Origin of the sequence: Mycoavidus cysteinexigens (assembly GCF_003966915.1) — a bacterium.
Classification (GTDB): Bacteria; Pseudomonadota; Gammaproteobacteria; order Burkholderiales; family Burkholderiaceae; genus Mycoavidus; species Mycoavidus cysteinexigens.
The window spans coordinates 1,624,843-1,638,046 of record NZ_AP018150.1 but is presented as its reverse complement, the minus strand read 5'-3'; the positions used below and the strand labels follow the sequence as shown (position 1 = coordinate 1,638,046).

Below are 13,204 nucleotides of genomic sequence, written 5' to 3'. Positions count from 1 at the left end.
CATCACATATTGGGATAATTCGGCCCGCCGCCGCCTTCTGGCGCCACCCATACAATATTCTGCGTCGGATCTTTAATATCGCAGGTCTTGCAATGCACACAATTTTGCGCATTAATCTGTAAATGCGGCGGGTTATTGTTGTCGGCCACGAATTCATATACAGCAGCAGGGCAATAGCGAGCTTCTGGCCCGGCATAGAGCTGTAAATTGACATTGACTGGCGTAGTGGGATCTTTCAACGTCAGATGTGCGGGTTGATTTTCTGCGTGGTTGGTATTGGAAAGAAAAACTGAAGAAAGCCGATCAAAGGTGAGTTTGCCATCGGGTTTGGGATAAGCGATCGGCTGAAATTGTGCCGCAGGTTTTAGGCTCGCATGATCTGCTTGCCGATGGTGCAAAGTCCACGGCATTTTGCCGCCGAGCAGTTTTTGCTCAAGTCCCGTCATTAAGGTGCCCAGCGTGAGTCCCTTGCTCATCCATTGTTTAAAGTTGCGGGCTCGAGAGAGCTCCTGGTGTAGCCAGGAATGCTTAAAAGCTTGGGGGTAAGCGTGCAGCACATCACCTTGGCGACCTTCTGCTAAAGCCTCGAAAGTTGCCGCGGCGAGCAGCATTGCGCTTTTAATTGCGGCATGACTGCCTTTAATGCGGGCGGCATTCAAAAAACCTGCCTCACAGCCAGCTAGCGCACCGCCTGGAAAGATTAATTTGGGTAACGACATTAAGCCACCCGCAGCGATCGCGCGGGCGCCATATGAAATGCGCTTGCCCCCGTCAAGAAAGGAGCGAATCGCTGGGTGTGTTTTATAGCGTTGGAACTCTTCAAAGGGCGAAAGATAAGGATTCTGATAGCCTAGCCCAACCACGAGCCCAAGCGCCACTTGCTGGTTGGCCATATGGTATAGAAAAGAGCCGCCGTACGTCGCATGGTCAAGGGGCCAGCCGGCCGTATGTATGACCAGACCAGGCTGATGTTGCGCGGCCGGGACCTCCCATAATTCTTTAATGCCCAGGCCGTAAACTTGCGGATCGGAAGCAGCGCTGAGCTGGTATTTTTCTTGTAATTGGCGACCTAAATGTCCGCGTGCGCCTTCGCAAAAAAGCGTATATTTGGCATGCAGCTCTAGGCCCAGCTCAAATTGCTCAGTCGGCTGGCCATCACGTCCTACGCCCAGATTACCCGTGGCAACGCCTTTGACAGCGCCATCCGCACCATATAGAATTTCCGCAGCGGCGAAGCCTGGGAAAATTTCAACCCCAAGCGCTTCGGCTTGGCGCCCGAGCCAGCGCACGACGTTGGCCAGGCTAATCAGGTAACTGCCATGATTTTTGAAAGTCTCAGGTAGGATCCAAGCAGGTGCTTGATACGCTCGTTTGGATGTCAGAAATAAAAAGCGATCTTCAGTGACAGGCGTCTCAAGTGGAGCGCCGCGTTCTTTCCAATCGGGAAATAATTCACTCAGCGCGCGTGGATCCATGACTGCGCCCGACAAAATATGAGCGCCAATTTCTGAGCCTTTCTCAAGTACGCATACGCTAATTTCAGCGCCTTTCTGTTGGGCAAGCTGTTTTAAATGAATCGCCGCCGCGAGGCCGGCTGGGCCGCCGCCGACGATAACTACATCGTATTCCATCGATTCGCGCTGGCTGGATGGATCAGAAAAGGGGGTAGATGACATAGCTCTCCACTGCGAATTATGATTTGTTTTAGCGAACAATATTGTGCTGGAAGTAGCCCTCTACTGCAAGCAATCAGTAAGCTGTGACAAATTGAGATTTTGTTAATCTAACTTTTTTGGGCGCATAAATTTATGTCCATTTTTGTGACTTGATAATGAACCATGAGATGCTTTCTCAACCCGCAGCGAGTGCTTTAGGGCTTGGAGATGCGCTAGCCTTTGTGCGTGAGCAAGCGGGTACGCTTAGATTAGATTCGGGAGAGCCTGTCGTTGATCATGCGCTAGGCGTTGTGCGTATTATCGAAGCGCTGAATGTAGATCAACCCACCTTGATTGCTTCAGTTATCTTTAATACCCTCAATTACAAAGCCCAGCCTGATCCGCTTCTGGTGGCTCGCTTTGGTCCTGAAATTACTCAGCTCGCAACGGATGTATGCAAGCTGATGCGGCTTGGCGTCAGCAAAGAACAGACGACACTCGCGGCCGGGCCGCATCGCGCTGGCCGCGATATTGAGGCAGCGCGGCGTGCGCAAATCGAAGCAGTGCGCAAAATGTTATTAGCCTTTGCCCAAGATGTGCGAGTGGTGTTGATCCGCCTGGCCTCTCGGCTGCAGACCCTACGCTACTATGCTGCGGCGCAGCAGCGACCAGCGCTTGCAGTGGTACGTGAAATGCTTGAGTTAGACGCGCCGCTGGCGAATCGTCTTGGCATTTGGCAGCTAAAATGGGAACTCGAAGACTTGGCCCTTCGCTTCGAGGACCCAGTGACCTACAAACACATTGCAGGCTTACTGGACGAAAAGCGGATTGAGCGTAAAGCCTATATCGTGGAGACGATCACTCAATTGCAACTCGAGTTATCAAAGGCGAGTATACGGGCCGACGTCAGTGGTCGGCCCAAGCATATCTATAGCATTTGGCGCAAAATGCGCAGTAAGCAGCTCGATTTTTCTGAGCTTTATGATGTCCGCGCATTGCGCGTGATTGTGGATGACATAAAAGATTGTTACAGCGTGCTTGGTATTGTGCATAATCTTTGGCAGCCGGTCCCAAAAGAGTTTGATGATTATATTTCACGGCCTAAGCCCAACGGCTATAAATCATTGCACACCGTAGTGTTAGATCATGAAAGTCGCGCCTTGGAAATTCAAATTCGCACCCATGAAATGCATCGCTTTGCAGAATATGGCGTTGCGGCGCATTGGCGCTACAAAGAAACTGAGGGGCAAAATTATGACGGGCAGACGGTGGCCCAAAGCCGTTATGATGAAAAACTAGCCTGGTTGCGTCAATTGCTTGCGTGGAAGGACGAGGTAACGCAGAGTGAAGCCGCAGCAAATTTATACGCTGACAAAAAACCGTGGGAACAATTAAAACAAGCGTCGCTGGATGATCGCCTCTACGTACTCACGCCGCAGGCACATGTGGTTGCTTTACCGCAAGGATCGACCGCCATCGATTTTGCTTATTATTTGCATACGGAACTGGGCCATCGTTGCCGCGGCGCTCGGATTGATGGTGCCATGGTGCCGCTGAATACGCCGCTGCACAATGGCCAGACGGTTGAGATTATCGCGGTGAAACAGGGCGGTCCATCGCGTGATTGGCTGAATCCGCAATTGGCCTATTTAAGCAGTGCGCGCGCGAAACAAAAAGTGCGTGCTTGGTTTAATGCAATTGATTTGCAACAAGACATCGTTAGTGGGCGCGCTTTGGTCGAGAAAACCTTACAGCGCGAAGGAAAAACCTCTACTAATTTAGAAGAGCTTGCGGCTAAATTGGGCTTTAAGTCAGCCGAAGAATTATTTATTGCCGTCAGCAAAGAAGAGCTAAGCCCACGCAGCATTGAGCAGGTATTAGTTATCCCAGGCGCTGAGCAAAACCACAGCGCCGCTGCGTGGGTAACTAGAAAAAGCAGTGACTTAAGCGTGCTGCAAGGTGCGTCAAGCGGCGTGCTAGTGGTTGGAGTCAGCGCTTTAATGACGCATTTTGCCCGTTGCTGCCGACCGGCTCCTCCCGATCCAATTGTCGGCTTTGTGACGCGAGCTCGGGGCATATCCATTCATCGTGCTCAATGTGCAAGTTTTCTCCATCTGGCGCAGCGCATGCCTGAGCGGGTTATGCAAACGACTTGGCCTAGTCATGCCCAAAGCCGATTAGGTACAATAGTCTATCCAATTGACCTGGTCATAGAAGCAACTGATCGGCCCGGGCTGCTGCGTGATATATCGGAAGTTTTCGCGCGGGAAAAGATCAATGTCATTAACGTAAAAATTGTTAGCCGGCGCACCATTGCACTCATGCACTTCACGGTTGAAGTGACCAGTACCGCGCAGGTTTCGCGGGCGGCGGCGTTATTGATTGAAGTAGTAGGGGTGTTGCGCGCTATGCGTAAAAGCTAAATGCTTTTGCCTTTATCTAGTGCGATAACTATAGTGAAATCTTAGGGCAGCGCTCTCTTTAGAGCGCTGATGGCGATGTCTTTTGACTCAGTTTTTTTTATTTTAATACTTGGCGCGATGGTCGCCGGTTTTGTCCAGGGACTTTCTGGCTTTGCGTTTGGCATGGTCTCTATGTCATTCTGGGCTTGGGTTCTCGAGCCGCAGCTTGTGATTGCGATGACCGTTTTTGGGGGGCTGACTGGCCAGTTATTGGCTGTGACGACAGTGCGTCGTGCCCTGAATTTGCCATTACTACTGCCCTTTCTTATAGGTGGGCTAATAGGCATTCCTATTGGCGTAGCGATATTGCCCTACTTAAATGTGAGCCTTTTAAAAACGATTTTAGGGTGCTTACTTATTGTTTGGTGTCCTATTATGCTTTTAAAAGATCGACTACCACCGTTTAAATTGCGGTCGCGCCTAGCTGACAGCATAGTAGGCGGCTTGGGCGGCATCATGGGTGGACTCGGAGGATTCGCCGGCGCGCTTCCGACTTTATGGTGTATGTTGTCCAGCTTTGATAAAAATACGCAGCGTGCGGTGATTCAGAATTTTAACCTTTCCATCTTGGCTGCGACCATGGTGAGCTACATTGCCACGGGTGTTGTAACGCGCAGCATGTTACCGATGTTTGCGGTGGTAGCCGTGGCTATGCTGATACCGACTTTAATTGGGGCGCGCTTATATAAGGGGATTGATGAGCTTACTTTTCGCAGAATCGTGCTAGGTTTGCTTACCTTTTCGGGAGTGGCTTTATTGGTTTCTGTTTGGATTTAATTGGTTAGCAAAGCTTATCTCTACGCTTTGCTAACCAAGCCGTCCCACGCTCCTGTATGGGTTGACAACTAGCTGACAACCTTCGACTGCAGGATTTCCTTTATTTTGCGTGTTGTCTCATTGCTATCATCCGAGGAACCTCCTGCTCTATGCATGATTTCGGACAGTTGGGCGCCAGTTGCGAGCTTGTTTAGTGCATTCAGCCCAACCGCGGCTACTTTTATGCCCGGATGAGGAATCATTCCGACTGCTGCCAGTACAGAGCTAGTAATACCCGCGTTTACCACCGCCTGTTTGGTTTCATGCTTTAAGCGCTGTGTGATGGTTTCGGATGCTTGTGCAATTCCTTCCGGTGTCGTGGTCGCGAGGGCTTAGGCGCTGCTAACAAAAGCCTTCGGGACGCCCCACAAGTTAGTCGCTTTTTCGATCGCGGCCGTTCGCACAATCGAACTGGCATCGTTAGCTGTCAGCTTTTCTTTGCCGCTCGCGATTGCCGCTGCTCTACGGATCGTGTTGATTTCTTCCTTAACATTGCCGTACGCTCATTTCAAGTTGTCCGCTGCGCGGGAATATCTAGGCAAATATCTTTGCTTTTTTCATAACGTTTTTTTATGCTTTTCATATGGTGCGGGGTCACTTGCACCTGCTTGTGGGCGTGGACCGGCCGCATCGGCCAGGCGTTGGTCACCTGTCTTAAAACACGAAGTCGTTATTGGTAGAGCTGGAATTGATTTATAGGCTGCGCCGCGGTCGATTAGCGCCCCGACCAATAATGTGCCGCTTGTCTTTGCTGTAGTAGTTAGAACCCTTGAAAACATTTTGCTTACCTTATGGGTGGATTAATGATTGCTTTACGCCCAGAGCACCAGCGACTGCGTAACTTAAAACTCAGACGCTGCTTGTGCGTGAATATGCATATAATCGTTAAAAGGTCAGAGCATAGTTTTCGAAAAAGCGACTGCTTTACTGTTTTTTATACGCCGCCGAAATCACTTTATAAATATAAGTTTTAAAGCTTTATCGAGGCATGTCGCAAGGCCTTACAAATACGAGTAGAGACATGGCAAATCTAAAGTCGTTGCCCTAGACGTGAGTAGGAATGCTTTGCACTCGTAAATTAAATTTTTCTATTAATTCTAATAAGCTATCTAAAAAATTTTAACTTGTCTTAAATAATTTATAACTATAATGGCCGAAAAATTTTAAGAATGCAGTAGAACAAGAAGATTGACGAATTGTAGGAAAATCCGTTTCAAAGTGTTTTTTGAAGTGCGTGTTTAGTACGTTTTAACATTCGATCAGTACCAACTAAAATAAGGGGTTTGTATGGTTAACACAATAGGCACAGCTACTCAGTCATCAACATTTTCCTCCACTTTAGTGTACTCAAGGCCTTTAGTAGAAGGGGAAGCTGCTTTAAGACTTGCTACTACACAGCAAAAGCAGGACCCAGAGAGCGCGTTGAAGTCTTTAGATATAGCAGAAAAAAGATTTAGAGATGTGCTCACCCAGAGTCAAGAGCTTTCTCTTGATGAGAGGCGAGATGTTCAAGCTAACCTTGCTCAGGTTTTTTTATTAAGAGAAGATATTTTACGAGGTTTGTCGACGGTTAAAGAGGCGTCGGCTAATGATAATAAGGCTCGAGAGCATGAAGCGCGTGACGCAGAGCAGAGATCATCTTCACAACAAGCATCACGCGAGGGAAGGGGGGGAACTAAACTTCAAATGATAGGTGGTCTGGTTAGCATTGCATCAGCTGGCCCAGGGAACATCTCCGACGTGGATTACCAGAAGACTGATAATGATCAGAAGTTTTTAGAGCAAATCGGAAATCAATATACTCAGAATATGAATCATCTGCGACCAATGTTTTCTCAGCCGCAAGCTGCATCAGGAGAAGATCATTTGTACCAGTTTTCATTCGGTGTGATTGCCGGTGCAACAGCTGGTGAAAATAACAGGTTCAACGTTCGATATGGTGTGAACAATGCTATCGAAAGGGATTTCAATCAAGCAAACGCTGACGCTCAAAAAAAGTAATCTGAAGCATCGTAGCGTAAACCAATCTGATTAAATTCGGAATAGTAATCACCAAAGAGAGCTTGGCGTAAGAGACAATAAGCGAGGTTAAATTTGGTGATTCAGCTGTTTGCCTTTATCTTAAAAGGTCGCACTGTTTCTGTTCATAGTGTGGTGTATTCGTCTCACTGGAGTTGCATCTTTTTCACTCACACCTTTAAATCATTTTAAAGGAGTCTGTAATGCGTAAAAGCGAAGCACTGTATCCATCGGCATTTATCAACAAATCATAGAGCTTGTGCGAGCAGGCGTTTGACATGACGCTCATGTTCGGTTTCTCTGCCAGCTTTAAATGATGGCGCGTTGTGTTCATCGAGCATCCAACTTCTTCGACTATCTTTGGCAAGCTTTTTCCATGTTTCTTTAATAATCTGATTTCCTTATAGGCCTCATTTGTTATCAACGCCGCACCAGAAAATGCAGCTATTCTCTCAAATTCAGTGTATCAATTTTCAATCGTTGCTGCGTATTAGTTTACATCCGCTGCTGACAACAGCCCATAAGCTTACTCGTCTTATTTACGCTATGCTGATCAAAGGGACTGAATATATGGACCAGGGCCAAGATTATTATGAAAAGTGCTACCAGCAACGTGTCGTGCATAGCCTCTCTCAACGCGCTGAAAAAATGGGATTTCAGCTTACGCCTATTGTACAAAAAACCTAAAAAAACATTTATATAACAAATGTTTATAATTTGTTTCTTAGGAGGTTCCTTAATTTCCCGCAAAAAATTCTTGATTAAATCAGCTTCTCCCTAAGGAGGTAGTAAATGTTAACTCCAATTTCGAATAAAGCTATTCCAGCCTGTTTTATTGCACAAAAATCGGCGCAGCCATCATTTTTATCGTTACCCCTAGAAATTCAGCAAGAGGTAGAAGATCTATTGGATTTTTCAGGTCGCCAGGCAATGTTTGGAGCTAAGATAACAGTGACTCGGAATGGTGAGGCAGTAGAAGAGCCAGCTGTGAAACTCCGTTTAATCAAAAGCCGTATCAATGAAAAGTATCAAAGGGACTTGGTGAATTCGGATAGGGAGTTACATAAATTTGCATTCAGCCAATTAGAAAGATTATCTGCCTTGGGAAAACTCGATGAGGTGATAGAAAAGAATGAATTTTGTTGGCTGCTGTGGCTTATTGATAAGCCAGAAATATCGGAATTTTTACAAGTAAAAATAAAAGAAAATCCTGAATTAGAAAGAAAATTATGGAATTGGGTAATGCTCTCTAGGCTAGAAGAGGTGCAAATCAAAGCAGCGCATGCGATCACATTCTTAGTAAGAGCGGGCGTCCAATTTAATAATAAAAATTTAAATGGAATACGTGTGCCAGGTGCTGATTTAAGTGATGGTGCATTTGATTCAGCGCAATTGCAGGGAGCAGATCTAAGAAACGTCCATTTTCATCGGACATGGCTGCAACAAGCGAATTTAAGCAGAGCACAGATGTCAGGAGTGCAGTTTGGCGAATTGGCCTATTTGCAAGAAGAAAGCAATGTGACTTCATGCGCCTATTCCCCGGATGGTAAAGCATTTGCTGTAGGACTTGGCAACGGCAATATCAACGTATATACGACTTTGGCTTGGGAAAAAGTACTCACCTTAGAAGGACATACAAACTCTGTTAGGAGTATTGCCTATTCACCAAGCGGGATACAGATTGCTTCTGGTAGTGAAGATGAAACGGTCCGCGTTTGGGATATGCAAAGCGGTGCGGTTGTATATATTTTAGAGGATCATACCGATCCTGTATGGAGCGTGACATATTCACCAGATGGATTACAGATTGCCTCGGGCAGTGTTGATTACACAGTACGTCTATGGAACGTGCAAAGCGGCATGGCTGTGTCCACCTTAAAAGGGCATACCTCCTCTGTTCTTAGTTTGGCGTATTCACAAAACGGGACGCAGATTGCCTCGGGCAGCTTGGACAAAACGATCCGTATTTGGAATACACAAGACGGCTCGCTTATACGCACGTTGGAGGGACATAAAGGTGGGACCTATAACATAGCGTATTCACCGAATGGGATGCAGATTGCCTCGGGTGGCGTGGATACAATGATCCGTATCTGGGATGTGCAAAACGGTGCGGCTATATACGTCTTAGAAGGACATAGAGGTGAGATCCATAGCCTGGCGTATTCGCCGAACGGGATGCAGATTGCATCAGGTAGCGACGACTCGACTGTCCGTCTATGGAACGCGCAAACTGGCATGCCTTTGCAAATTTTAGAAGGACATACACACCCTGTTTTTAGCGTAGTGTATTCGCCAAACGGAACCCAACTTGCCTCTGGTGGCGATGATGAAACAGTCCGTTTATGGGACACGCAAAGAAGATCTTCTATACACAGGTTAGAGGGACACTCAGAATCTATTACAAGTGCGTGTTATGCGCCAGATGGAGAGCAGGTTGCTTCAGGCAGTTTTGATAGTGCGGTTCGTTTATGGGATGCACGTGGGGCGATTGCACGTATCTTAACGGGGCATACAGCCGAGGTTTACAACGTAGTGTATTCACCAAGCGGAACGCAGATCGCCTCAGGTAGTGCCGATAAGACCATTCGTCTGTGGGATGCGCAAAACGGCGCAGCTTTGCATACTCTAAAGGGACATAATGGACCGATTAGTAGTAGGCTAGTGTATTCGCCAGATGGATTACAAATCGCCTCCAGTTCTGATGAGACGATTCGTTTATGGGATACGCAAAGTGGCATGACCGCAACCATTTTAGAAGGGCATACAGGCGATATTTTAAGCGTGATGTATTCACCGGATGGGTTGCAGCTTGCTTCGAGCAGTGTTGACCAAACTATCCGTGTGTGGGATGTACAAAGCGGTGCGACGGTACGTGTTTTGAAAGGACATACTAAGTGGGTTAGTGGGATAGTATATTCGCCAGATGGATTACACATCGCCTCAGGCAGCGCTGATCATACAATTCGTTTGTGGGATGTACAAAGTGAAGTAACTATACATATGTTAGAAGGACACACTGACGCCGTTTTGAGGGTGGTATATTCACCAAGTGGCACACAGATTGCCTCAGGCAGTTCTGATAAGACAGTCCGTTTATGGGATGTGTATAGTGGAGCGGTGATACATATCTTACGTGGACATACAGATAAAATTTCGAGTGTGGCGTATTCGCCATGCGAAGCGCTAATTGCTGCAGGCAGCGATGACAATATCATCCGTGTGTGGGAGCTTGCTTCTGGAGAGTGTGTAAAAGTGATTCAAGAAATGTGTGGCGATAGCATAGCCTGGAAAAAGACACCTGAAGGCTCTTATTTATTGACGTGTGGTGAAGAAGATCGTTTATTGCGTCAGTGGAAGGTAAAAAAAGAAGAAGGGTATACAGCAGAGTTGGAGTACATATCATTGCACGGACAACTCAATGTGAGAAATATGCTAATTGAAGAAGTAAGCGGTTTAAGCCAGACACATGAAAAACTCTTAAAACAGAGAGGGGCAGTAGACCGCTGTAAATAAAAAAAGGGCATAGTGCAAAAAGCCCTTTTTTCTGCATGCTGTTTTGTTCACTTTAAAAGCACTTTTAACATGATGCGCATCACTAATGCCATACTATTTTAATGCAAATGTGATTTAATCTTGTGTATCGTAATCAGAAGAAAAATATTTAAAATCTATAGCGGGAATTGGGTCGTTATTCTTAGCAAAATCTCGGCCATGCAAACTATGGCTATTGATGACAACAGTCCGTTTTTCGACAGTTTCATCATCGCTATCAGGCTCGCTGCTATAGCCTGGGTCCAATTTTTTGGCTATTTTAAGATCATGCGCTAGGCGTGCATGAGTAAATCCATGTGCATCCTGTGTGCCATGATATATATTGCCGAAATACATAGGAGCCAGGGGCACTTCTGCCAGAACAGTACAATTTTGCTGGCGAGCTCCAGAACAAGGTTGGTTGCTTGAAGCAGTGTATTCTAGCTTGTATTCTGAAAGATCGAGTATTTCGTCGCCTACCTTAAGTTTTTTGACCGTTGTTATCAAACCAGTCATAACAGCTTCACTATGTGTGCGTTTTTTAAGGTCCTTCCCTCCATGAACTCTTGCTGTATCTGTCTCCGGAGTTAGACTTATACCAGGGGTACCCATACCCATGCTACGCGTTATAACTTTAATCGAGGTCTTGCGCCCGTTCGCATTGATTTTTGAGAGTTTTCCCGCAAGAATGTTGCGTGTACTTGGATGGCTTGGATTTGCCTGTGCGGTTTTGCGGTCCATTTCTCGAAGAACCTTAAGCTTATTACTATTTATATTGACTTTTTGTGCAGGAATTCGTTTATTTTCTTCTCGCTCTTGCTTTAGATTCAGTGGCGGACAAGAAAGACTTTGTGAAACATTGCTATTTTTCATGATTATCTAAAATTTTTAAAAGAGTTGAAAATTTAAAAATAAATTTATTTATATAAATTTCTATAATCAATATAGCAATGACAAGTTAATTTTTCATTAGAAAGCGCGAAATTCTGTATCATTAAAAGAATCGATTTTTTATGGGGAATTAGATTTAAGAGAATCTTACTTAATAAATCTCTGCATAACTGCGCAATAAATGCAGAAAAATAATTAAAAAGCCCTATTAAAAAGATAATAGAATAATTGATGACTTTTAACTCACGGTTGGCTTGACGAAAACTATTAAAAATGAGGGGATTACCACACTACTGGGTAAGCCAATGACAAAAGGCTCGTTGAAATATTATTTTGATAGTGCTCGAGAAAAAGCAGCGAAAGCGCATCCAGAATTTAAAGATCAACTCAAGGCTTTCTGGCTCTATGATTTACGGGCGAAAGCCGCAGATGATACGTCGGCCGAAAAAGGAGACCAGGCGGCAGCTGATTTATTGGGTCATATTGACGTGCGCACGACCAAAAGACACTATTTGCGCCGTGGAAAAAAAGTGGCACCAACCCGGTAGGAGAGGGCGAATTGCGGAGCAAGCACAGAGGTTAAAAATCTGCTAGAATCCATACCGCATAAGGCAAAGCGGGCGTCGTATAATGGCTATTACCTCAGCTTCCCAAGTTGACAAAGAATCGAGCGTTTAAGCGGAATTCTTGATTTTTCTGCTCCGCAATGCTGTGCTTTTCGGCATCCGAAAGCCCTTATATTTGCTCATATTGATTCAATTTTGCGGAGCAAAAAAGCGACTTAAATTATCGCGGAATCCATCTACTTATTGAGCCAGCGGGTGCTCGGCCAAGTACTGGCGCAAAGCAGCATTCACGCGGGTTTGCCAGCCCTTACCAGTTGCCTTGAATTTATCTAACAAGTCGGCATCTAAGCGAATCGCAGTAAAGACTTTGGTTTCATCAGCTTTCGGGCGCCCGCGAGGGCGCTTGGCAACTAACGCGGAGTATATTTCAGGCGGGAGCACTTTATTTGCGGGCTTGGCTTTAGCGAACCACTCATCATCAAGCTCACGGCTATCAGGGTCAGCAGCAATGCCTGCGTTGATGATAACTTCTTCATCTGGTGTAGGGATAACTGTCCCAGGTTTAAGTTTCGGCATAACGTTTTACCTCTCTCGGGTTGGCCTTGCGCAAACTGATGATGCGATAAGCATCACCTCGCAGGCAGTAGACCATCACATGCAAGCGCTCGCCGATATAGCCGGTTACTTCAAACCGACGCTCGGCATATTGCTGGCGAGTGTCTTCATAGACTACGGCTGTTTCCCATTCAAAGTTCTCAGCGTCAGCCAGCGACAAACCGTGTTTATCAAGATTGCTTTCGTCTTTGGCTGGGTCAAATTCGTAATCCATAGTAATTATTGTATAAACATAAAATTGAGAGTGTCAAGCTATTTTTGTATAAACAATAAATCTGCGGATTAAAAGGCTGTCGTTAAATATAGAAAAATCAAAGAGTTAGCCCAAAACCTGTTCCGAAATTAACTCTTAAACCCGATCTTTAGGGCCTTAGTGGGCTTAAATGGTCTCCTTTTTGAGGAACAAGTGTACCCACACAAAACAGAGGTTCGTGTAAGACAGGAGATAGTTCAGCATTTGATTGATACCTTTTGCTATGGAGCCGCGGTGTCCAACCGTTTGCTATGTCTATTCGAAACGGAAGCTCTTGTTTCAAGCAGGACAGCCGCACGAGAACAGACTTACTAAGAAAAACCGAGAAATTAAGCACAGGCTGTTCTGCCAAATGTTCATAAAACAAGTTATCAGTATTAGAGCATCACATTA

The 13,204-nt window shown here is 45.9% G+C and carries 9 protein-coding genes; 5 read left to right on the top strand and 4 right to left on the bottom strand.

Translation table 11 applies throughout. The annotated features are described in order from the left end of the window. Positions 1-2: 2 nt before the first annotated feature. A complete protein-coding gene (locus MCB1EB_RS06825; protein ID WP_081953437.1) occupies positions 3-1,676 on the bottom strand; it encodes an electron transfer flavoprotein-ubiquinone oxidoreductase in 1,674 nt (557 codons plus the stop codon). A 155-nt stretch (positions 1,677-1,831) separates the two neighbouring features. On the opposite strand from MCB1EB_RS06825, the gene MCB1EB_RS06820 reads away from it, so the two are divergent. The 4 genes from MCB1EB_RS06820 to MCB1EB_RS06805 all read left to right on the top strand — a co-directional run bounded on the left by MCB1EB_RS06820 (position 1,832) and on the right by MCB1EB_RS06805 (position 10,468). Then, positions 1,832-4,078: a RelA/SpoT family protein gene (locus MCB1EB_RS06820; protein WP_431311527.1), complete on the top strand. Its 2,247-nt coding sequence runs from the start codon at positions 1,832-1,834 to the stop codon at positions 4,076-4,078. Positions 4,079-4,153: 75 nt separating this feature from the next. Beyond that, on the top strand, positions 4,154-4,894 hold the full coding sequence (locus tag MCB1EB_RS06815) for a sulfite exporter TauE/SafE family protein (RefSeq protein WP_045365445.1): 741 nt from the start codon (positions 4,154-4,156) through the stop codon (positions 4,892-4,894). A gap of 1,326 nt (positions 4,895-6,220) precedes the next feature. Continuing rightward, positions 6,221-6,934 carry a hypothetical protein gene (locus tag MCB1EB_RS06810; protein ID WP_045361879.1) on the top strand — a complete coding sequence of 238 codons (714 nt, stop codon included), beginning with the start codon at positions 6,221-6,223 and terminating at the stop codon, positions 6,932-6,934. Positions 6,935-7,744: 810 nt separating this feature from the next. Next, positions 7,745-10,468, top strand: a complete 2,724-nt coding sequence (locus tag MCB1EB_RS06805) for a WD40 repeat domain-containing protein (RefSeq protein WP_052393580.1) — start codon at positions 7,745-7,747, stop codon at positions 10,466-10,468. A 114-nt stretch (positions 10,469-10,582) separates the two neighbouring features. On the opposite strand, the gene MCB1EB_RS06800 is transcribed toward MCB1EB_RS06805, so the two are convergent. After that, on the bottom strand, positions 10,583-11,359 hold the full coding sequence (locus MCB1EB_RS06800) for a hypothetical protein (RefSeq protein WP_126353934.1): 777 nt from the start codon (positions 11,357-11,359) through the stop codon (positions 10,583-10,585). A 272-nt stretch (positions 11,360-11,631) separates the two neighbouring features. Between MCB1EB_RS06800 and MCB1EB_RS06795 the strand changes: the two genes are divergently transcribed. Continuing rightward, positions 11,632-11,925, top strand: a complete 294-nt coding sequence (locus tag MCB1EB_RS06795) for a site-specific integrase (protein ID WP_126353933.1) — start codon at positions 11,632-11,634, stop codon at positions 11,923-11,925. A 258-nt stretch (positions 11,926-12,183) separates the two neighbouring features. Here MCB1EB_RS06795 and MCB1EB_RS06790 read toward each other — a convergent pair whose 3' ends face one another. Together MCB1EB_RS06790 and MCB1EB_RS06785 are read right to left on the bottom strand one after the other, a co-directional pair. After that, on the bottom strand, positions 12,184-12,519 hold the full coding sequence (locus MCB1EB_RS06790) for a BrnA antitoxin family protein (protein ID WP_045361888.1): 336 nt from the start codon (positions 12,517-12,519) through the stop codon (positions 12,184-12,186). Continuing rightward, on the bottom strand, positions 12,506-12,772 hold the full coding sequence (locus MCB1EB_RS06785) for a BrnT family toxin (RefSeq protein WP_045361892.1): 267 nt from the start codon (positions 12,770-12,772) through the stop codon (positions 12,506-12,508). Before MCB1EB_RS06785 ends, MCB1EB_RS06790 begins: the two co-directional genes overlap by 14 nt. Between the last annotated feature and the right edge of the window lie 432 nt (positions 12,773-13,204).